This window comes from Ruegeria sp., assembly GCF_965243365.1.
Lineage (GTDB): Bacteria > Pseudomonadota > Alphaproteobacteria > Rhodobacterales > Rhodobacteraceae > Ruegeria.
Genome location: NZ_CBDEUW010000001.1, coordinates 482614 through 504402, shown reverse-complemented (window position 1 = coordinate 504402; position 21789 = coordinate 482614). Strand labels below are relative to the sequence as shown.

The window sequence follows — 21789 nt, the reverse complement described above, 5'->3', positions numbered from 1 at the left end:
TAGTATCATTTATTCTGAATTGGATTCTTCACATGTCAACAAAAAAATCATTATTGACAAATGTAGGTTTAAAGTTTGACACTTTTTTTGACACCTTTGGTTCATTATTTAAACCATGCGAGGCCTGACTTGGACATTGCAAGACTTGAGGATCTTCGGACCCGACCCGTTCCACCAGCAAGTCATCTGATTGAAGGCACCCCGCATCAGGCATCGAATGGCGATACGCTGGATGTTGTGTCGCCCATAGACGGTTCGTCCCTGACGACGATGCCAAGGGGCACGAAAGACGACGCTCAGTTCGCGATCCGATCTGCGCGGCGGGCGTTTGACGACAGTAGATGGTCGGGCCTATCCCCTTCTGCCCGCAAGAAAACCATGCTGAAATGGGCCGAGCTGATTGAGGCACACGCCGAAGAGTTGGCCGTTCTGGGCGTCCGCGACAATGGGACTGAAATCGGAATGGCCTATAAGGCCGAGCCACTCAGCGCCGCAGGAACGATCCGCTATTTCGCCGAGGCGATTGACAAGATTTACGGCGAGATCGCCCCAACGGCCCCGGACGTACTTGGACTTGTACAAAAGCAGCCGGTTGGTGTGGTTGGTGCAATCGTCCCGTGGAATTTCCCTTTGATGATCGGCAGCTGGAAGCTGGGACCGGCACTTGCCGCAGGCTGTGCTGTGGTTTTGAAACCGGCGGAAACGGCCTCTTTGACCCTGATCCGCTTGGCAGAGCTTGCACTCGACGCCGGGTTGCCACCCGGTGTGTTCAATGTCGTGACTGGTGAAGGCGCGGTTGTTGGCGCCGAAATCGCCGAATCTCATGATGTCGATGTTCTGGTTTTCACCGGATCGGGCGCGACGGGGCGGCGGTTAATGGAGGCCTCGGCGAAGTCCAATCTCAAACGCGTATATCTGGAACTGGGCGGCAAATCCCCAAACATCGTTTTTGCTGATGCACCCGACCTGGCCGAAGCCGCGAAAGTGTCAGCCGCCGGTATCTTTCGCAACTCCGGCCAAGTCTGCGTTGCCGGATCACGGTTGCTGGTGCAACGCGAGATTCACGACAAATTCGTCGAGATGCTGGTCGAAAACGCCGAGGCACTGCGGGTCGGCGATCCGCTGGACCCAAGCACCCAGGCCGGTGCTGTGAACTCAGAACGCCAACTTTCGCAGAACCTTGCGTTTGTCGATGAAGCCCGCTCTGCCGGCCGCACAATCGCCACCGGAGGACACCGCATTTTGCAGGAAACAGGCGGTACCTACATGGCACCGACCATCATAACAGGCGTGCAGCCTGATGACCGCGTCGTCTGCGAAGAGGTGTTTGGCCCGGTTCTGACCGTGCAAGCCTTTGACACAGAGGAAGAAGCGGTGGCGCTGGCCAATGCGACCAAGTTCGGTTTGGCGGCAGGATTATGGACTGCGGACCTGTCACGCGCGCACCGCATGATCGCAAAAATTCAGGCTGGTGTGGTTCACGTCAACACCTATGGCGGCGCGGACATCACCGTACCGTTGGGAGGTGTAAAGCAATCCGGAAACGGGCATGACAAATCTTTGCATGCTTTTGATAAATATCTGGACTTGAAAACTGCCTGGATAAAACTCTGAACCAAGGATACATGCGTGACCCTTTCCGCAAAGTCAGTCGAGCTTTTGGAACGCAGGGCCAGATTACTGGGCCCGAATGTTTCGACGTTTTATGACGAGCCTGTGCATTTTGTTAAAGGCGAAGGCGTCTGGTTGTGGGATGCCGATGGCCGCAAGTACCTGGATTGCTACAACAATGTTCCGCATGTCGGGCATTGCAATCCACGCGTGGTCGAGGCGATCTGTCGTCAGGCTTCGACACTGAACACACACACGCGATACCTGCACGACGGTATTCTGGACTACGCTGAAAAGCTGACAGGAACTATGGAGGCGTCACTCGACACCGCTATCCTGACCTGCACCGGGTCCGAGGCCAATGACATCGCGCTGCGCATGGCGGAAGGAATGACCGGCAAACGGGGTATCATCGCAACCAATGCAACATATCACGGGAATACATCTCTGGTCAGTCAGCTTGGCAAATCAAATGAGCCGGCGGTTGGGTTTGGTCTGGACCAATACTTCCGGTTCGTTGACGCACCGGATAGTTACCGCAGCCCCGATCCGGACGGCAGGGGTTTTGCCGACGCCGTGGCCGAACAGATTGCCGAGCATGAGAAATCGGCTGCAGGTTTTGCAGCTTTGGTCGTTTGCCCCTATTTCCTGAACGAAGGGTTCCCGGATCATCCAAACGATTGGTTGAAGCCCGTGGCCGAAACCGTTCGCAAAGCTGGCGGTCTTTTGATTTGTGACGAGGTTCAGTCGGGCTTTGGGCGAACTGGCACGCATATGTGGGCTCATCAAAAAATGGGCGTCGTGCCGGACGTGGTGACCATGGGCAAACCGATGGCCAATGGTCACCCGGTAGGCGGTGTAGTGACGCGCAGCGAGATCCTTTCGACGTTCCGTAAAGGGTATCGGTATTTCAATACATTCGGCGGAAACCCCGTTTCTTGTGCCGCTGCGATGGCTGTCTTGCAGGAAATTGAAGACAGGGATTTGGTCACTCATGCGAACAACGTCGGCGGCCACGCACGCTCCAGACTGAACCTTTTGAAGCAAAAGTACGATTTCATCGGAGACGTCAGAGGTTCGGGGTTAATTTTCGGCGCTGAAATGGTCTTGGATCATGAGACCAAAGAGCCCGCCAGCGCCTTAACCGATCATGTCGTTAACGCCATGCGCCAACGCGGCATCATTCTTTCCAAGCTCGGGCGACATAAGAACACGTTGAAAATCCGCCCGCCCATGCCGTTTTCCATCGAAAATGCGGACCTTCTTTTCGATACGCTGGACGATGTTCTGGCTGACACGCCCCTGACGCAATGAAGCAGATTGTCGAACAAGCTCTGGTCCTATGGGGAATGGAAAATACCGAATGGTCGTTGGTGGCTGCTCGGGAAAACCACGTGTACCGCCTTCAGCGCGGGAAAACCTCTTATGCGCTGCGTCTTCACCGTCAGGGTCTGCATTCGGCAGTCGAGCTTTGGTCAGAACTGCAGTGGATGGCCGCGGTGGCCGCAAAGGGCGTCGAGGTCCCTGCCCCAATTCCAGCCATTGATGGTCAGGTGTTGCACGAAGTCGCAGGAACTTACGTGGATATGCTGAATTGGTTGCCGGGCCGCCCACTCGGGGCGACCGGGTCGGGCATCGATCATAAGAACCGCACCGGCGTGTTCTGGGCCGTTGGCCGCGAAATGGCGCGATTGCACAAAGTCAGCGACGTCTGGAACCCTCCGGATAGTTTTACGCGATGGTCCTGGAATCGCGCGGGGCTGTTGGGAGAGAAACCATTGTGGGGCCCGTTTTGGGAAAATCCCACATTGGGCGAAAATGACCGCTGGCTATTGGGGTGCTTTCGGGAAAAAGCGAACCGCGATCTGCGACAGCTGGAGCAGACCGCTGACTACGGATTGATACACGCCGACCTTGTCCGCGAAAACGTCATAATAGACGGCGACAAAGTAAGGTTTATTGATTTTGATGATGCCGGTTTTGGCTTTCGGCAGTTCGACCTTGCGACAGCGCTTATCAAAAACCTCAAGGAGCCGGATTTCGACCAGTTGAAACAAGCGCTTTTGGGCGGCTATCGTTCCGAACGACCAATCGACACCGATCAACTTGACCTGTTCATGGCACTGCGCGCGACATCCTATGTTGGATGGATTTCAGCGCGCCTGGACGAAGATGGATCAGCCGAACGAAACATCCGATTTCTGGAAACGGCCCGGGAATTACTGAGCCGATACCTAAAATAAATCACACAGACGGGAGGTGCCCATGACCCAAAAAACAATCCTTTTGATTGGTACATACGACACAAAAGAACCCGAGATGCGTTTCATCGAAGATGTCGTCAGGGCGCAAGGGGCCAACGTGCTGACAATGGATGTATCGGTTTTGGGAGATCCAGAAAGTGCTACAGACATCAGCAAACATGACGTCGCCGCAGCCGGAGGAATGACCATCGAAGAAGTCATCGCGCAGGGTGACGAAAACAAGGCATTTCGCGTGATGTCCGCCGGCGCCGCGAATGTTGTTGCAAAGGCCTATGCCGCGGGGCGCTTCCATGGGATGCTGGCAATAGGCGGCACCATGGGAACAGATCTGGCGCTGGACTGTGCGCAGGCACTGCCGATGGGAGTTCCAAAGTACATTGTTTCGACCGTGAGCTTCTCACCATTGATCCCGCCACACCGTCTGGCCCCGGACATTCAAATGATTTTGTGGGCGGGCGGCCTTTATGGCATGAACTCGATCTGCCGGTCCTCTCTCACTCAGGCTGCGGGCGCGGTCGTCGGAGCGACCAAGGCGGCCATTGAAGTAGATCGCAGCAAGCCCTTGATCGGAATGACCAGCCTTGGTTCCTCCTGCTTGCGCTACATGAAAACTCTGAAGCCAGCATTGGAGGACCGTGGATTTGAGGTGGCCGTGTTCCATTCGACCGGTATGGGGGGAATGGCGTTTGAAAAACTTGCGGGCGAAGGTGCCTTTGTCTGTGTCATGGATTTCTGCATGCAGGAATTCGGGAACTTGATGGCTGGCTCGGTAGTCTCAAGCGGTGAGGATCGCGTCACCAATGCTGGCCGCGTGGGCATCCCGCAAATGGTTGCGCCCGGCGCACTGGACTTGCTGGATTTTGCCGGTTGGCAGGACATCCCTGACCAATATACTGATCGCCCATTTCATGAGCACAATCGGCTTATTAAAAGCTCGGTCTTTACCGGGGAAGAACGCCGCGCCTGGGTGCGGGAACTCGCCAACCGCCTGGAGGCTGCAACCGGACCCGTTCACTTTTTCCTGCCGATTCAAGGGGTCGAGGCCTGGGACACGGAAGGTGAGGAGGCATTTGATCCGGAGGCGTTGAACGATATGGTGGATGAGGTTCGCAAGATGATGGCTGGGCGCGTGCCAACAACCGAGCTGGACGCACACATAAATGATCTGGCCTTCAGCGACGCGGTATTGGCGCAGTTTGACGCGTGGGTCGAAAGCGGAGTTGTCGCCCAATAGTTTGGCGGCGACGTCAGAAATCAGAAACTTCGGGTCGGTGGCGAATGCGCGGGCAACGAAACAGACAGACAAGACACTGTCCGATGACGCCAGGAGTTGCGAAAGGTCGCCGAGATGAAGATAGGCACTACCAGTAGGTTTGTCGTGCCCAGGCCCAATCGTTGGATTACCAGGTTCAGAATACTTCGCATCTACGTCTCCTTGCTGTCCTATTGGTCAGGCTGGGTTTGTTTGGCGTTTTCTCCAAAGTGGGTGCGGAGGGTGCTTGTCCCTCCGCTGGCATAGTTCAGCCCAGAATGCCGGGCAGGCGCAATCCGTGTTCGCGGGCGCAGTCCTTGGCGATGTCATAGCCTGCATCGGCGTGACGCCAGACGCCCGAAGCCGGGTCGTTCCAGAGAACGCGCTCGAGGCGCTTTGCGGCTTCGTCTGTGCCATCGGCGCAGATGACGACGCCTGCGTGCTGGCTGAAGCCCATGCCAACGCCGCCGCCATGGTGCAATGACACCCAGGTCGCGCCCGAGGCGGTGTTGACCAGCGCATTCAGCAGCGGCCAGTCGGAGACGGCGTCCGATCCGTCCTGCATCGCTTCGGTCTCGCGGTTGGGCGAGGCAACCGAACCGCTGTCCAGATGATCGCGCCCGATCACCACCGGTGCTTTCAACTCGCCGTTGCGAACCATCTCGTTGAACGCCAGCCCGGCGCGATGACGGTCGCCCAACCCGATCCAGCAGATACGGGCGGGCAGGCCCTGGAAGGCGATCCGCTCTTGCGCCATGTCGAGCCAGTTGTGCAGATGTGTGTTCTCGGGGAACAGCTCCTTCATCTTGGCATCGGTCTTGTAGATATCCTCGGGGTCGCCTGACAGCGCGCACCAGCGGAACGGGCCGATGCCACGGCAGAACAGCGGGCGGATATAGGCGGGCACAAAGCCGGGGAAGGCAAAGGCGTTCTCCAGTCCCTCATCCTGCGCCACCTGCCGGATGTTGTTGCCGTAATCCAGCGTCGGCACGCCCGCGTTCCAGAAGTCGACCATCGCGGCGACGTGCTGTTTCATCGAAGCGCGCGCGGCTTTCTCAACCGCCTTGGGGTCACTTTCACGCTTGTCTTTCCACTGCGCCATGGTCCAACCCAGTGGCAGGTAGCCGTTGACCGGATCATGGGCCGAGGTCTGATCGGTGACGATATCGGGACGCATCCCGCCGGCCTGCATCCGGGCGTAGATCTCGGGGAAGATTTCCGCGGCATTGCCCAACAGACCGACCGATTTCGCCTCACCCGCCTTGGTCCAGCGGTCGATCATCTCAAGCGCTTCGTCCAGTGTCTCGGCCTTTTCGTCGAGATATTTGGTGCGCAGGCGGAAATCGATGCTGTCCGGGTTGCATTCCACGGCCAGACAGCAGGCCCCGGCAAAGACCGCTGCAAGAGGTTGCGCACCGCCCATGCCGCCCAGACCGCCGGTCAGAATCCATTTGCCGGTCAGATCGCCATCATAATGCTGACGCCCGGCCTCGGCGAAGGTCTCATAGGTGCCCTGAACGATGCCCTGCGTGCCGATATAGATCCACGAGCCAGCGGTCATCTGGCCGTACATCATCAGACCCTTCTTATCGAGCTCGTTGAAGTGATCCCAATTGGCCCAATGCGGCACCAGGTTCGAGTTCGCGATCAGCACCCGCGGCGCATCCGAATGCGTCCGCACAACGGCCACCGGTTTGCCGGACTGAACGACCAGCGTCTCATCCTCTTCCAGATCCTTAAGGCTGGCAACAATCGTGTCAAAATCATTCCACGTCCGCGCCGCGCGCCCGATGCCGCCATAGACCACCAGCTCATGCGGGTTTTCGGCCACGTCCGGGTGCAGGTTGTTCATCAGCATCCGCAACGGCGCCTCGGTCATCCAGCTTTTGGCGTTCAGCTCAGGGCCGGTGGGTGGATAGATGTCACGGGTGTTCTTGCGGGGGTCGGTCATCGGGGTTCTCCGGATGTCTGAGGGGCCAGCGCGGCCAGGCTATTGAGAATGGTTTTGAGATGAGAGCGCAGACGATCGGCCTTGCCTGTCTCATAGGTCCAGGGCGCGGTCTCAGCGCTGAGATAGGTAGATTGGGCCAATTCCATCTGTATGGCATGGATGCCGTCAGCCGGACGGCCATACTGGCGTGTTGTCCAGCCGCCCTTGAAACGGCCATTGAGCACGGTGCTGTAACCTTCGGCTGCCTCACAGATATCCACTACGGTTTTCTCGACCCGCGCATGGCAGGTCGTACCCAGATTGGTGCCGATATTGAAGTCCGGCAACACGCCGTCAAACAGGAAGGGAATATGGCTGCGGATCGAGTGGCAGTCATAGAGGACAGCAAATCCATGGATCGCCTTCACTCGCGCCAATTCGGCCTCAAGCGCCGCATGATAAGGCGCGTGGAACGCCGCGCGGCGCTCGGCGATCTCAGCCTCCGATGGCGGCTGATCCCAGATATCCTGCCCGTTAAAATCGGTCAGCGGCACCAGCGTCGTGGTGTTCTGCCCGGGATAAAGCGACACGCCGGACGGGTCGCGATTGGCGTCGATCACATAGCGATGGAAGGTGGCGCGTACTGTGGTGACATCGAGCAGCAACCCGTCATAGAGCGTATGGATATGCCAATCGGTATCATCCAGCCCCCGGCCCCGGTCGTTCAGTTTTGCCTCGATCTCGGGCGGCACATAGGTTCCGGTATGGGGCAGGCCCAACACGATAGGGCTGTGGCCCTTCGTGATCTCTACTGGCTCGGTCATGCGCCAAGTTCCGGCATGTCGACACCCGTGCCATGGGCAATCTCGCCGCTGGCAATCAGGGTCGAGGCCGCCTCGATATCCGGCGCGGTATAGCGGTCATCGCCCAAGGGCGGCACCATCGCACGCAGCTGCGCCATCACGCCCTGCAAGGTCTCGCTGGTGGGCAGCGGCGCGCGGAACTCAATGCCTTGCGTCGCACAGAGCAGCTCGACCCCCAGAATGCGCTCCAAGTTTGTCACCATCTGCCCCAAACGCCGCGCGCCATGGGCGGCCATGCTGACGTGATCTTCCTGATTGGCCGAGGTCGGTGTCGAATCCGTCACGCAGGGGTTGGCCAGATGCTTGTTTTCGCTCATCAGCGCCGCTGTAGTGACCTCGGCAATCATAAGCCCCGAGTTCAGCCCCGGATTGGGCGTCAGGAAGGGCGGCAGGTCATGGCTCAGCACCGGGTCGACGATCAGCGCAATACGGCGCTGCGCAATCGCCCCGATCTCGGCCACGGCCAGCGCGATCATGTCGGCGGCAAAGCCCACCGGCTCGGCGTGGAAGTTGCCGCCCGAGACGATCAGCCCGGCCTCGGACAGGACCAGAGGGTTGTCGGTGGCCGCGTTGGCCTCGATCTCCAGCGTGGTGGCCGCCTGCCGCAGCACATCCATTGCCGCACCGACAACCTGCGGCTGGCAGCGAATGCAATACGGATCCTGCACCCGCGTGTCGCCCTCGCGATGGCTTTCGCGGATCACCGACCCGGCCAACAGCGCACGCATGGTGGCCCCGGCCTCGATTTGGCCGCGATGACCGCGCAAAGTGTGAATCTCGGGCTGCAACGGCGCGGTCGAGCCCATGATGGCATCCGTGGTCAGCGCCGAGGTGACCAGCGCGCTCTGCGCCGCCTGCCACGCGCCAAACAGACCCGCCAGCGCAAAGGCGGTCGAGAACTGAGTGCCGTTGATCAGCGCCAGACCTTCCTTGGGGCCCAGCTCGACCGGCGTGAGACCGGCTGCCGCCAATGCCTCGCCTCCGGGCATGACAGTGCCGCCAAACTCGGCCTCGCCCGCGCCCATCATGACCGCCGCCATATGCGACAGCGGGGCCAGATCGCCCGAAGCGCCCACTGAACCCTGCGCCGGGATTACCGGGGTCACGCCCTTGTCCAGCATGGCCTCCAGCAGATCGATCAGCTCCAGCCGCACGCCGGACGCGCCGCGCCCGAGGCTGAGCAGTTTCAGCGCCATCATCAGCCGCGCATGCGCGCGCGGAATGGCCGGGCCAACACCGCAGCAATGGGACAGGATCAGGTTGCGTTGCAGGGTCGCCGTATCCTCAGCCGCGATCTTGACGCTGGCCAGTTTGCCAAAGCCGGTATTGACCCCATAAACCGCCGCCTCACCCGCCGCCGCATCGGCGATACGGGCATGGGCGGCCTCAATACCGGGGCGACAAACGGGGTCCAGCCGCACCGCAAATTCATCACGGTAAACCTGTTCCAGCTGCGCCAGAGAGACAGCGCCGGGAGTAAGTGTCAGGGGGGTCAAATTGCGCCTCCGAATATGCGGGTATGAAGCGGGTTGAAGCCGATGCGATAAGACAGCTCGGCCGGGTGAGTGACATTCCACACCGCCAGATCGGCGCGCTGGCCCGGAGCAATCGTGCCCACATCGGTCAGACCCAGTGCGCGCGCGGCATGCGTGGTGACTCCGGCCAGAGCCTCTTCGGGCGTCATGCGGAACAGCGTGCAGCCCATGTTCATGGTCAGCAGCAAAGATGTCAGAGGAGAGGATCCCGGGTTGCAATCGGTGGCCAAAGCCATCGGCACATCATGTTTGCGCAGCAGGTCAATGGGCGGCTGTTGCGTCTCCCGCAGGGTGTAGAACGCCCCGGGCAGGATCACACCCACGGTGCCCGCTGCGGCCATGGCCTGGACGCCGTCCTCATCCAGATATTCGATGTGATCGGCAGACAGCGCGCCATAACCGGCGGCCAGTTTCGCACCGCCCAGATTGGACAGTTGTTCAGCGTGTATCTTGACCGGCAGGCCCAGTTCCCGCGCAACGTTAAAGACACGGGCGATCTGGATTGTGTCAAAAGCGATGCCTTCGCAAAACCCGTCAACAGCATCCACCAACCCCTCGGCATGGGCCGCACGCAGGGCTGGAATGCAGATGTCGTCAATATAGGCATCCGGGCGCCATTTAAACTCGGGCGGCGCGGCATGCGCACCCAGAAAGGTGGTCTTTACCCGGACAGGGCGCTCTTCTTCGATACGCCGTGCCGCACGCAACATGCGCAGCTCCGTATCGACATCCAGCCCATAGCCGGACTTGACCTCGATACACGCCACCCCTTCGGCCAGCAGGGCATCCACACGCGTCAACGCATCGGCCAGCAGAGCGTCTTCGGACGCAGCCCGCGTTGCGTTGACTGTCGAAAGAATGCCACCTCCGGCCCGCGCGACCTCTTCATAGGTCGCCCCGTTCAATCGCATCTCGAACTCAACGGCGCGGTTGCCGCCAAAGACCACATGGGTGTGGCAGTCGATCAGTGCGGGTGTCACAAGGCGATTGCCAAGCGAGGTCCGGGGCAGCGCCGTATAATCAGCCGGAAGATCTGCCAGCGGGCCAACCCAGGCAACCTTGCCACCCTGAACGGCAATCGCCGCATTCTCGATCAATCCATAGGCGCCCCCACCGGCCATGGTGGCGGCATGCAGATCGGTGAACAGCTGATCGTGGGCCGGCATTCGAATCCCCCCTCCCTGCAATTCTCTCTTTTCTGGTACAAGTCTTTATGCCATATGTCTATCCATAAAATCGGAGGACGGCACGATGGCCATTTTTGCAAACCGCGCATTGCTCGCAACCGGCTGGGCAGACAACCTGCGCGTCGAGCTCGAAGAAGGCTGCATTGCGCGCCTGACCCCGAATGTGACAGCACAACCGGGCGATACGCATGTCGACACCCTGCTGCCTGCGCTGGCCAATCTGCACAGCCATGCCTTTCAGCGCGCCATGGCCGGGATGACCGAATACCGTCTGGCCGGTCGCGACAGTTTCTGGACCTGGCGCGATCTGATGTATCGCTTCACCGCACACCTGAGCCCCGAGCAGGTACAGGCCATCGCCGCACTGGTCTACCTTGAGATGCAGGAGGCCGGGTATGCCTCGGTCGGCGAGTTCCACTACCTGCATCACCGGCCGGACGGGCAGCCTTATGACCGCCTCGCCGAACTCAGCGACCGGATCATGGAGGCCGCCGCCGAGACCGGAATTGGCCTGACCCATCTGCCGGTGCTGTATTCCTATGCCGGTGTCGGGGAAAAGCCGCTTGAACCGGGGCAGGCACGATTTGGCAATGACGTCGACCGTTTCTGCACGCTGGTCGATCAGGCGCGGGACGCACGCGCGACCCTGCCCGGCGACTGCCGCGTCGGCATCGCGCCACACTCTCTGCGCGCCACCTCGCCCGCCGATCTGGCGCAGGTGGTGGCCGCGCAAGGCACCGGTCCGATCCATATCCACATTGCAGAACAGCCCAAGGAAGTGGCCGAGGTCCAGGCCGGTCTGGGGGCCCGCCCGGTGGAATGGCTGCTGGCCAATGCCCCGGTCGATGCGCGCTGGTGCCTGATCCACGCCACCCATATGACCGAGGATGAGACCCGCACCATGGCCGCCAGCGGGGCCGTTGCAGGCCTGTGCCCGGTGACCGAGGCCAATCTGGGCGACGGCCCCTTCAACGGCCCAACCTACCTGAATGCAGGAGGGGCCTTTGGCGTGGGCTCGGATTCCAACGTGCTGATTTCCCTGACCGAAGAACTGCGTATATTGGAATACTCCCAGCGCCTGCGCGATCTGTCACGCAATGTGCTGGTCGTGGGTGAGGGTTCGGTCGGGCAGACCCTTTATTGCGGCGCGGCCACTGGTGGCGCACAGGCTTTAGGCCGCAACGCCGGAGAGATCGCCCCGGGCCAACTGGCCGATCTCGTGGCCATCGACAGCCGGAACCCGGCGCTCTGCGCGCTCCGCTCTGATCAATTGCTGGACGGGCTGGTCTTTGCCGCCAAGGATCATGTGGTCACCGATCTGTGGTCCGCTGGCCGCCATCAGGTGCAGAATGGCCGCCATGTAAATCGTGACCGGATTGTCTCGAACTACCGGACCGCAATAGCCGGGCTTCTGGCCGATCTCTGAATCGGGGCGTCCACAAACCGGGCATGCAGAACCTTGGCCCCGGGGGCCGGAATGATCGTTACAGCGTCGTCCGGCCTCATCGCCTCGCCTGCGACCAACCCGGTGCCGTTTATCGTAACCCCTCCCACCGCAACAAAGACAAACGCATCCGCCGCCGCGTCGAACGCCTGCGCGCCGGTACGAACATCCACCGTGACCGTGACAATCTGCGGATCATAGATCACGTTGAACGCCCGGCACGGGCCATCCAGCAAGCGCGCCTGCAACTCCAGCGCCCCGTCAAAGGACAGAGGCGCAAACGGCCGCGCCTTCAAAGTGCCCTCCGCACCCTGCAGGTCCAGCCCGGCCCCATCGATGATCGTATGCACCCGCGCCAGCCCCGGAAACCGCGAGAACGGCCCGTCCCGTTCAATCTCGGCCACGCTGATGCGCCAGGCGACCTGCCCCCCGATCTGGTGGGTGGCCAGCTCTCGGGTCACACCACCCCCGTTGGCCCAGGGTGTGGCGGCGATCTCATCCAGTCTTATCTGCATCCGGTTCAATTTCTTTGCATGTTGCTATTGATCTGGACATAATATGAATATGAGCAAAATCATATAGTGAGCAGAACTTGACCGAGCAAAAAAACATCGGCTTTCAGGCGATCCGCGACGAGGTCCTGAACCGCATCCAGACCCGCGTCTGGCCGCAGGGCAGCCTGCTGCCCACCGAACTGGAACTGGCCGCCGAATTCGGCTGCGCCCGGGCCACCGTCAACCGTGCCCTGCGCGAACTGGCCGAGCAGGGCATCGTCACCCGCAAGCGCAAAGGCGGCACCCGCGTGGTCACCATGCCCGTCAAACAGGCCAAACTGTCCATCGCCGTGGTCCGCCAGACCATCGAAGAGATGAATGCCGAATACCGCTATGCCCTGGTCGGCCGCACCGTGATCGACTGCCCCGCCTGGCTGCAAGCCAAGCTCGGCCTGCCCGAGGGCGCCCAGGTTCTGCACCTGACCTGCATGCACCACGCCGACAACCGGCCCTTCCAGTTCGAGGAACGCTGGATCAATATCGACGCCGTACCCCATGTGGTGGCCGAAGACTTCCTCAGCACCGGCCCCAATGAATGGTTGCTCTCCGAGGTTCCCTTCTCAAACGCCGAAATCGCCTTCTCAGCCGTCCCCGCAACAGGCCCCCTCCAGGACTTCCTCTCCGTCCCAACCGGAACACCCCTCTTCCAGCTCGAACGCACCACATGGTTCCAAAACAAACCCGTCACATTCGTCAGAATGACATTCCATCAAGGTTACCAAATGAGAACAACATACTAAACACCCGCCTGTTCGCACAGCCAACCTGAAAAAGCACGCGTGGCAGGGGTTTCAAAGCCCCCCCCCAGTCAGACATCAGGTTTACAAAACGTGCCAATGGTGGCCCTACATCAATAGCTGTCTTCATAAGCCGCACATTTCCCGGTGATATCCATCTCAGCGACATGAGCCATCTCGGCTTCTTTATGTGCCCTATAAACAGCGGCGAAAGGCACGGGGAACCAGCCCTTGGCTGTTTCGCTGGCTTCAAACCGGTCCAGCGCCGCAGCAAGCGAGGTCGGCAAACGAATAAAGCCACGCGCAGCAAGATCGTCGGGCGCTAGAAGCGACAGGTCCTCTTCGGTCGGAGCAGGACTCCTCAGTCCTTCTTCGATACCTTGCGCTCCGGCGTGAACAATGGCCGCCAACGCAAGATGGGGGCACGCGGCTGCATCCGCGGCGCGGTATTCCATATTGAACTGGCGCGCGATGGACACCGGTTCCTTCCTAGTTACCGGACACACCCTGAGTGAAGCCTCCCGATCGCGAAAACCCAGATTGTTGTAAGCTGCTGACCAGCGATGCGGCGTCAGTCGTTCATAAGAGATATCGGAGGGCGCCGTCAGCGCGATGATGTTTTCCAGATATTTGAGCACACCTGCCGCGAAGGCTCCGGTCAGGGCAGACATTCCGCAGGCACCAGCTTCGTCGTATGTGACCGGTTGCCCGTCATCGTCAATGAAACTCATGTGGATATGTACCCCATTGCCCACGCTTGCCACATCGCGGATCGGTGTGAAAGTCGCCGCTTCTCCCAGAGACCGGGCGGTGGAACGGGTCAGTTCGCGCAGGATGACCGCCGCATCGGCGGCGCGGACGCCTTCATTGGGGCCGACGACGACTTCGTATTGGTTGTCACCATACTCCTTCATGATGCTGTCGGGTTCCATTCCAGCCTGCTTTAACGCACCCATCAGCGTCTCACACAGGCAGCGCTGAACTTCGAAGGCTTCCAGACCATAGCCCTGATTGCGTACAGCAGGTTCACCTTTCAGCTGGAATTCATGCTCGAAGGCGGCAATCAGACGAATACCCGCCACTTGGTGCAACCGATCCAGTGCTGATTGCAAAAGCGACCGGGTGCACAGCTCCCAGGGATCTCCGTCAAGTGTGGTGATATTGCCGAGCATGAAATGCTCAACAGCCCCGGTGCCAAAATCGACTTTAACCTCAGTCGACGGATCGGGGATCAACAGCAAATCACCCAAGGCGCCAAAGGGGCTTTCGCCGATCCCGTCAAAACAGTTGATCTGCACGTTGGTAGGAGTCCAGCCAACACCCCGTTGCAGGCGCTTGTCCAATTGATCCGCTGGAAAGGCCTTACCCCGCACCTTACCAGCAAGATCGCAGGTTCCGGCAAAGATAAGTGGCATAGGGGTCATGGCATTTTTTCCTGTTCTGTCAGCCGCACAGCATCCCAGGCTTTGATCCGGGCGCGAGTCTGTTCGAAGTTGTCTTCAGCTATTTTGGTCGCCAACGCCTCAATTACCGCAAGCGCAGGGGTATAAGTGTCCCAAAGCGTACCACTTTCGATCGGAACGGGCATCACTTCAGCAGCGTATTTGGCTATGGGTGAAAGCCATTTGTCGGTCATCAGCACAATACGCGCACCCCGATCATGGGCAGATCGGCTGAGCCCAAGCAAGTTTGGCTGATAGCGCCGGAAATCTACAACAAAAAGCAGATCGCCCTGTTTCATCCGCAGAAGGTATTCCGGCCAGGCTTCGATATTGGCAGGCAGATGATAGACACCTTTACGCATCTGACGCAGATGGAACGACAAGACAAACGCGATGGAGTCGCTCACGCGGCCGCCAAGGATATGAATCTCTCGCTTCGGGTCCATCAGCAGGTCGCTTATCCGGGCAAACTGGTCCTCGGTGATCGCGGCCGATGACACCGCCATTTGCTGTGTCGCGCGCGAGATGAAGTCGCCAAGAAACGCGCCCTCAATGGCGCGATTGCCCTCGTGTAGCTCCAGCGGAGATCTCTGCCCTTCTTTCAGTTCCGAAATCAGACCGCGCTGGAATTCCTGATACCCCGACAGACCGATCTTGGTGACAAAACGCGAAATCGATGGGGCGGAAACCTCTGTGTGCTCTGCCAGATCCTGGATCGAGACAAGGCCAGCATAAGGGTAGTCAGACAGGATAACGGCGGCGAGCTTGCGCTCGCTGGGGGTCAGATGCTCGGCGGCGTTTTTGATCCGGTCCTGAATTCTCATGAGTCCAAGGTTGGGTTTGGGTAAACGAGATCATGATTGAAAATGTGTTTTCAGTCAATGATAGAAATGTTGACTTTGAAAATTTCCTCTCGTCTACTGCTGAAGCCGCCCAAGGGGATTCTCATGGAACTGACAGCACCGCGCATGCAGCTTGTTGCCGCCCTGTTGGCGGTGCTCGGCTTTGTGCTGTGTCTGGCTGTCGCCGGTCAAATCATCGGAACGTCGATTCAGCGGACCATCATAGTATTTCTGATTTCGCTGACAGCGATTGCGGCAATGGGACTTTATTCCGGAAATTCCGGCATTCTGAGCTTTGGGCACTTGTCATTCATGGGCATCGGGGCCTATGCCGCCGCGTTGTTGACCTTGCCAGCCCAACTAAAGTCGGCGACCCTGCCCGCCCTGCCAGAATGGTTGGCAACAACCCAAACAGGCCTTCTGCCGGCTACCGTGGCGGCGGTCGTGATCTCAATGGCGGTCGCCGTCGTAGTGGGGTTGGCGATCTGGCGCCTTGAGGGGTCGGCTGCAACTATCTCAACTCTGGCGCTGCTGATCATCACCCACGGAATACTGATCGGCTGGCGCGATGTAACGCGGGGCGCGCAGACCTTTTTTGGGGTGCCCCGAGAGACTACAATCTGGGTCGCCGCCGCAGGATGCCTGATCGCGCTGGTCGTGGTGCGGCTATACAGGGATTCAACCTCGGGCCTGCGGTTGCGCGCGGGCAGAGAGAACGCGATTGCCGCAGCCGCAATCGGGGTCAATGTTCGGCGTGAGCGGTTCATCGCGCTGGTGCTTAGCGCCGGTCTGATGGCGCTTTCGGGGGCGTTGATTGCGCATTTCCTCGGTGCCTTCAGCCCTAAGAAATTCTATTTCACCGACACTTTCTTCTTGTTGGCCATGCTGATCGTGGGCGGGATGACCACAATAACCGGCGCAATACTGGGCGCGGTTGTTGTAACGCTGATTACTGAATTCCTGCGGCGGCTTGAGGGTGGGCTGGATCTGGGGTTCGTGGAAATCCCGCAGGTTTTTGGCACCACTCAAATCGGTATAGGGTTGTTGATACTTCTGGCCCTCGTGCGCCGCCCCGAAGGTCTGGCGGGATTGAAGGAGTGGGAAGAATGGCTGATCACCCCGCACCGGTCGAAAGCTTCCCCGCTGCCGCTATCCCCTGCCGGAACGGAACCGTTGGAGGCCAAGGGCGTCACAAAACGATTTGGCGGTTTGGCCGCCACGGATCAGGTCAGCATAACGGTCAAGCCCGGAGAGATTCTGGGGCTGATCGGTCCCAATGGGTCCGGCAAGACTACGCTTCTAAACCAGCTTTCAGGCGTCCTGCGTCCTACCGACGGTGAAATCACGCGGGGCATCAGCGATCTTACCAGATTACCTCCGCACAAGTTCGCAGACGCTGGCATCGCCCGCACATTTCAGAACATCCGCCTCTTTCCCACGCTCAGCGTCTATCAGAACGTGCAGGCCGCAGCTCTGTCGACACAGGGTGGAAAGAACTCACGTGCCCGGGTCGCTGGCGCGCTGACATGGCTGGGCCTTGAACAGGTGGCTGAACTGCAGGCTGGCACACTCTCATACGGTGATCAGCGCAGGGTCGAGATTGCCCGGGCGCTGGTCTGTCAGCCCTCGCTTATTTTTCTGGACGAACCCGCCGCAGGCATGAACCGCGACGAAACCGATGCGCTGATGGAAACCCTACGCAAACTGAACAGCGAATTGGGGATCGGCATTCTGCTGGTCGATCACGATCTGGGGCTGATCAACGCCCTGTGTCACCGCATCACTGTCCTGAATGAAGGCAAACTGATCGCCGAAGGCACCCCCGAAGAGGTGCGCAAAGACCCCGCAGTGATTGAGGCCTATCTGGGCACATCTGCGACATAAAACGACAACCAATCTAGGGAGACCTGTTATGAAACACATTCTGACGACTTCGTCCTTACTGGCCTTTGCAGCACTCGCCGCGCAGGCCGATGAGCTGAAACTGGGTCTGGCCACTGCACAGACCGGCGGGTTGGCACCATACGACGCGCCCGTGGTCGAAGGCATCCGCATCGCCGTGGACGAGATCAATGCCGCGGGCGGTATTGGTGGCACCATCATGATCGAGATGAACGAGAAGGACGTGCGCTCTGACACCGCTCAGACCTCAATCTCGGTGCAGGAGCTGGTCGATGACGGGTCCGAGGCCATTGTGCTGCCCTGCGACGCGGATCCATCTATTGCAGCCGCCGCCATCGTCGGCGCGGCGCAGATCCCGGCGATCTCTACCTGTGCCTCGTCGCCAACACTGCCGCTTATAGGCGGGGACTATGTCTTTGCCAATTTCCCCGGGGATAATGTGCAGGCTACGGTCTCGGCCTCATGGGCATTTGATCAGGGTCACAAGACAGCGTTTATCCTGTATTCCCCGGACAGCCAGTACACGACGATGCCGCTTTACTTCGCTGATGTGATGAAAGCGCTTGGTGGCGAGATTGTAGGAGAGGCGACCTACAATATCGGTCAACCCGACTTTTCCGCAATCGCCACGCAGATCGCGGCCCTCGACCCGGCTCCCGATGTGGTGATGACATCGGCCTATGAACCCGATTTCCCGACCTTCATCAAGGCGCTGCGCGCGGCGGGTTATGATGGGCAGGTTATCGGCTCCGACGGCATCGACAGCCCGACAACCTTTGGCTTGGGCGACGTGGCCGAAGGCGTTGTGTTCACCACCGCCGGACATGCCACCGAAGGCAGCCCGCTGGAGGCGTTCAACGCACTCTACAAGGAAACTACCGGCAATGACTCTGAGACTGTTTTCAACGCGGTGGGCTATGATCTGGTAAAAGTGCTAGAGGCCGCCGTGCTGGCCGCTGGCTCGACCGAGCCGCAGGCGATCCGTGACGCTATGGCCAACCTTGAGGATGTGCAGGGCGCAACCAGCCTGATCACCTATAAAGGCACCACCGGCATGCCGGTCCGCCAGGTCTCGCTTGTCCGTGTCAAAGGGGCAGAGCGTGAATTGGTGGGTCAGCCAGCGCCGCAGGCCGACCTGATCCCTGCCCCACGGATGCAATAAGGACCGCCCGCGCATGTCCGTGCTTCTGAAGCTTGAAAACTTCAAGTTGCGCTACGGTGCCGTAGAGGCCGTGCGCGGTATTAATCTTGAAATCCGGAAGGGCGAGATTGCCGCCCTTCTGGGTGCCAACGGGGCCGGGAAATCGTCAACCATGAACGGGATCGCAGGTCTGGCACCGGTGGCCGACGGCCGGGTCATTTTCGACGGGCGCGACATCACCGACCTGCCCCCGGAAGAAATCCCAATTTCCGGGCTGACCCTGGCACCCGAAGGGCGGCGGGTCTTTGGCACTCTCACCGTTGCAGACAACCTGCGTATGGGGGCCTACGCGGTGTCGGACCCTTCCGAAATCAGGGCGGCACAGGATCGTGTCTTTACGCTTTTCCCCATTCTCGCCGAACGTCAGAATCAATTCGCCGGAACGCTGTCCGGCGGGCAACAGCAGATGCTGGCCATTGGACGAGCGCTGATGTGCAATCCGCGCCTATTGTTGCTGGACGAGCCATCACTCGGGCTGGCCCCTCTTGTAGTCGAACAAGTGTTCGAACTGATCTCAACCCTGCGCGATCAGAGCGTAACGATCTTTCTGGTCGAGCAGAACGTGGCCGGAGCGCTTGAGATCGCAGACCGTGCATATTTGATGGCTTCAGGCCAAATCACCCGCGCTGGCAGCGCCGCAGAAATGCGTGCTTCGGAAGACATGAGCGCCAGCTACCTCGGAGTGCACTGAACATGGACCTGATCCTTCAGCAAACCGTCAATGCGCTCGCCTTGGGTGGGACATATGCGCTGTTGGCGCTGGGTCTGGCGGTAGTGTTTTCGATCATGGGACTGATCAATTTCGCTCATGGTGAACTGATGACCATTGCTGGCTATGTGCTGATGTTTTGCGGGCTCGCGGGTTTTCCTTTTGCAATCAGCGCCCCACTGGCCATTCTGGCCCCGATGCTGGCGGCCATGGCTATGGAACGGATAGCTTTCCGACCGGTCCGCAACGCCTCGGGTGCCACCATGCTTGTCACCAGCTTTGCGGTGGCCATGATCCTGCAAGTGCTGTTCCAGAACCTGATCTCGGCCCGTTCGCAGCCGGTGATCCTGCCCGATCTGCTAAGCCAGAGCGTCACCGTTGGTGGCCTCATTATCGGGGTGAACAAGATATTCGCGATCCTTGCGACAATCGTGATGCTGATTGCGCTTGAGCTGTTTATGAAACGGCAAAAGCACGGCATTGCCATGCGCGCCGCTGCCGAGGATTTCGCCATTGCCCGCCTCATGGGCATCCGGGCAAATACCGTGATCTCGGCAGCCTTTGCCCTTTCTGGCCTTCTGGCTGGTGTGGCGGCTGTCCTATGGGTCTCACAGCGCGCATCCGTTGATCCGCTGATGGGGTTCACACCCGTCCTCAAGGCGTTTATCGCGGCCATACTGGGTGGGCTTGGTTCGCTCAAAGGGGCAGTTGCCGGCGGCTTTGCACTTGGCTTTATCGAGGTGTTTCTGGCCGCTTTCCTGCCCGCAGAATGGCAGGAATTTCGCGAGCCCATTGGGCTCAGCCTAGTGGTACTGATCCTGATCCTCAGACCCAACGGGCTGATCCCGGCGGCAACCTTGCAGGCGCAAAAGGTATGACCCGCGCACCCCGGCTTCTTGGCAATGCCGATCCTCCTCCGGTGGAGTGGGTCAACGCTGACAGCCCGTCGCCAGTGCTGCTGCTTTGCGAACATGCCGGTCAGGAAGTACCCCGTGCGCTGGGTGATCTGGGGCTGACTGAAGGTGTGATTGACACCCATATCGGCTGGGATATCGGGGCCGAAGCCCTGGCGCGTGGTATCGCAGAACGGCTGAACGCTCCGCTGATCCTGCAACGCTACAGCCGTCTGGTCATCGACTGTAACCGACCGCCGCTTTCCCCCAGTGCCATACCTGAAATCAGTGACGAACAGATAGTCCCCGGGAATACCAGTCTCGATACCGATGAGCGCACAGCCCGCATTCGCGAGATATTCGACCCGCTGGCAGATGCAGTACGAGAAGGGTTTGACCGCCATCCCCGCAGGGCGGCGTTTTCGGTTCACTCCTTCACACCCGCATTGGAAGGTGGCCCGTATCGTCCCTGGCATGCAGGTTTCCTGACCCGCCGCGATCTGGGAACTGCCCAATCGCTGATTGCCCATATCAGCCGAGCCGCGCCTGAACTTCTGCTGACCGCAAATCAACCCTACCAGATTGATGACGAAACCGATTGGTTCATCCCCGCCCACGCCGAGCCGCGCGGCGTGTACCATGCCCTGATCGAAATTCGCAATGATCAGCTCCGGGATACGACTGGGATTGACCGCTGGGCCGATCTACAGGCCAATGCCATCCAAGCCCTTTTGGAGACCACCCCATGACACTGACCCGCAACCTCCCACTTGACCCGGCGCAGTCGGCACTTCTGTTCATCGACGTTCAGAATTTCGCGGCTCGTCGTGATGGAGGCGAATTCAAGGATCTGCCGGATGCCGAATTCAAAGGCAAATATGGCTGGTTCTTTTCTGAGCTGCAAAGTCGAGTGATCCCCAACATGCAGGCCCTTCAGACCGCGTGTAGACAGGCGGATATCGAAGTGATGTACACCACCATCGAAAGCCTGACACTTGATGGGCGTGACCGGTCACTCGACTACAAAATCACCGGTTTCCACGTGCCAAAAGGATCATGGGACGGTAAGGTCATTGACCAGATTGCACCGGAAGGCGATGAGATCGTTCTACCCAAAACCTCGTCCTCGGTCTTTGTCTCGACCCATATTGATTACATCCTGCGCAATCTCGGGGTGCGCCAACTGGTTATCTCGGGCCTGATCACAGACCAATGTGTCGAAAGTGCAATCCGCGACGCCTGCGACCTAGGCTACCTGGTCACGCAAGTCACAGACGCCTGCCTCACCTACACTCAGGATCGCCACGACCACAGCCTGAGAACGATCAAAGGCTATTGTCGGCAGGTCTCCACGCGCGAACTGATTGCGGAACTTGGCTAGAGGCGTTTGCAGACCTACGCCCTGCTTGCCCGCATCGGCAAT

19 protein-coding genes are annotated in these 21789 nt (G+C 59.4%); 12 read left to right on the top strand and 7 right to left on the bottom strand.

All coding sequences use genetic code 11. From position 1 onward, the window contains the following. Nucleotides 1-129: 129 nt before the first annotated feature. From ACP0GE_RS02280 to ACP0GE_RS02265, 4 genes are read left to right on the top strand one after another with little or no spacing between them, the layout of a single operon-like run. Nucleotides 130-1614 (top strand): aldehyde dehydrogenase, encoded by a 1485-nt coding sequence (locus ACP0GE_RS02280; protein WP_424830377.1) that lies wholly within the window; start codon nt 130-132, stop codon nt 1612-1614. Between the two features lie 15 nt (nt 1615-1629). Next, nucleotides 1630-2925 (top strand): aspartate aminotransferase family protein, encoded by a 1296-nt coding sequence (locus ACP0GE_RS02275; protein ID WP_424830376.1) that lies wholly within the window; start codon nt 1630-1632, stop codon nt 2923-2925. After that, complete coding sequence (locus ACP0GE_RS02270; protein ID WP_424830375.1) at nt 2922-3854, top strand: phosphotransferase enzyme family protein; 933 nt, start codon at nt 2922-2924, stop codon at nt 3852-3854. Before ACP0GE_RS02275 ends, ACP0GE_RS02270 begins: the two co-directional genes overlap by 4 nt. Nucleotides 3855-3876: 22 nt before the next feature. Then, the gene (locus ACP0GE_RS02265; protein ID WP_424830374.1) at nt 3877-5109 is read left to right on the top strand and encodes a Tm-1-like ATP-binding domain-containing protein; all 1233 of its coding nucleotides are present in this window, start codon (nt 3877-3879) and stop codon (nt 5107-5109) included. Nucleotides 5110-5395: 286 nt separating this feature from the next. Here the strand turns inward: ACP0GE_RS02265 and hutU are convergent, their stop codons facing one another. From hutU to hutI, 4 genes are read right to left on the bottom strand one after another with little or no spacing between them, the layout of a single operon-like run. Next, nucleotides 5396-7078, bottom strand: coding sequence for a urocanate hydratase (hutU, locus tag ACP0GE_RS02260; protein WP_424830373.1), 1683 nt, complete (start codon nt 7076-7078; stop codon nt 5396-5398). Beyond that, nucleotides 7075-7881, bottom strand: coding sequence for an N-formylglutamate deformylase (gene hutG / locus ACP0GE_RS02255; protein WP_424830169.1), 807 nt, complete (start codon nt 7879-7881; stop codon nt 7075-7077). Before hutG ends, hutU begins: the two co-directional genes overlap by 4 nt. Then, nucleotides 7878-9416 (bottom strand): histidine ammonia-lyase, encoded by a 1539-nt coding sequence (gene hutH, locus ACP0GE_RS02250; RefSeq protein WP_424830168.1) that lies wholly within the window; start codon nt 9414-9416, stop codon nt 7878-7880. The genes hutG and hutH overlap by 4 nt, the downstream gene beginning before the upstream one ends. After that, nucleotides 9413-10621 carry an imidazolonepropionase gene (gene hutI / locus ACP0GE_RS02245; RefSeq protein WP_424830167.1) on the bottom strand — a complete coding sequence of 403 codons (1209 nt, stop codon included), beginning with the start codon at nt 10619-10621 and terminating at the stop codon, nt 9413-9415. The genes hutH and hutI overlap by 4 nt, the downstream gene beginning before the upstream one ends. 85 nt (nt 10622-10706) lie before the next feature. Here hutI and ACP0GE_RS02240 point away from each other — a divergent pair, with 85 nt between their 5' ends. Beyond that, nucleotides 10707-12068 carry a formimidoylglutamate deiminase gene (locus tag ACP0GE_RS02240; RefSeq protein ID WP_424830166.1) on the top strand — a complete coding sequence of 454 codons (1362 nt, stop codon included), beginning with the start codon at nt 10707-10709 and terminating at the stop codon, nt 12066-12068. On the opposite strand, the gene ACP0GE_RS02235 is transcribed toward ACP0GE_RS02240, so the two are convergent. After that, nucleotides 12029-12601 (bottom strand): HutD family protein, encoded by a 573-nt coding sequence (locus ACP0GE_RS02235; RefSeq protein ID WP_424830165.1) that lies wholly within the window; start codon nt 12599-12601, stop codon nt 12029-12031. The genes ACP0GE_RS02240 and ACP0GE_RS02235 overlap by 40 nt on opposite strands. A 77-nt stretch (nt 12602-12678) precedes the next feature. Here ACP0GE_RS02235 and ACP0GE_RS02230 point away from each other — a divergent pair, with 77 nt between their 5' ends. Further along, the gene (locus tag ACP0GE_RS02230) at nt 12679-13380 is read left to right on the top strand and encodes a GntR family transcriptional regulator (protein ID WP_424830164.1); all 702 of its coding nucleotides are present in this window, start codon (nt 12679-12681) and stop codon (nt 13378-13380) included. Between the two features lie 110 nt (nt 13381-13490). On the opposite strand, the gene ACP0GE_RS02225 is transcribed toward ACP0GE_RS02230, so the two are convergent. Both ACP0GE_RS02225 and ACP0GE_RS02220 read right to left on the bottom strand, forming a co-directional pair. Beyond that, complete coding sequence (locus ACP0GE_RS02225; protein WP_424830372.1) at nt 13491-14801, bottom strand: glutamine synthetase; 1311 nt, start codon at nt 14799-14801, stop codon at nt 13491-13493. Continuing rightward, nucleotides 14798-15643, bottom strand: a complete 846-nt coding sequence (locus ACP0GE_RS02220) for a MurR/RpiR family transcriptional regulator (RefSeq protein ID WP_424830371.1) — start codon at nt 15641-15643, stop codon at nt 14798-14800. The genes ACP0GE_RS02225 and ACP0GE_RS02220 overlap by 4 nt, the downstream gene beginning before the upstream one ends. A 123-nt stretch (nt 15644-15766) precedes the next feature. On the opposite strand from ACP0GE_RS02220, the gene ACP0GE_RS02215 reads away from it, so the two are divergent. The 6 genes from ACP0GE_RS02215 to ACP0GE_RS02190 are packed head-to-tail and all read left to right on the top strand — an operon-like array spanning nt 15767 to nt 21747. Then, complete coding sequence (locus ACP0GE_RS02215) at nt 15767-17545, top strand: ATP-binding cassette domain-containing protein (RefSeq protein WP_424830370.1); 1779 nt, start codon at nt 15767-15769, stop codon at nt 17543-17545. 28 nt (nt 17546-17573) lie between these two features. Continuing rightward, entirely contained in the window at nt 17574-18725 is a 1152-nt protein-coding gene (locus ACP0GE_RS02210; RefSeq protein WP_424830369.1) for an ABC transporter substrate-binding protein, read from the top strand. A 13-nt stretch (nt 18726-18738) separates the two neighbouring features. Next, the gene (locus ACP0GE_RS02205; protein WP_424830368.1) at nt 18739-19455 is read left to right on the top strand and encodes an ABC transporter ATP-binding protein; all 717 of its coding nucleotides are present in this window, start codon (nt 18739-18741) and stop codon (nt 19453-19455) included. A 2-nt stretch (nt 19456-19457) separates the two neighbouring features. After that, nucleotides 19458-20351, top strand: a complete 894-nt coding sequence (locus ACP0GE_RS02200) for a branched-chain amino acid ABC transporter permease (RefSeq protein ID WP_424830367.1) — start codon at nt 19458-19460, stop codon at nt 20349-20351. After that, the gene (locus ACP0GE_RS02195) at nt 20348-21115 is read left to right on the top strand and encodes an N-formylglutamate amidohydrolase (RefSeq protein ID WP_424830366.1); all 768 of its coding nucleotides are present in this window, start codon (nt 20348-20350) and stop codon (nt 21113-21115) included. The genes ACP0GE_RS02200 and ACP0GE_RS02195 overlap by 4 nt, the downstream gene beginning before the upstream one ends. Further along, complete coding sequence (locus ACP0GE_RS02190) at nt 21112-21747, top strand: isochorismatase family cysteine hydrolase (protein WP_424830365.1); 636 nt, start codon at nt 21112-21114, stop codon at nt 21745-21747. Before ACP0GE_RS02195 ends, ACP0GE_RS02190 begins: the two co-directional genes overlap by 4 nt. Nucleotides 21748-21789 lie beyond the last annotated feature (42 nt).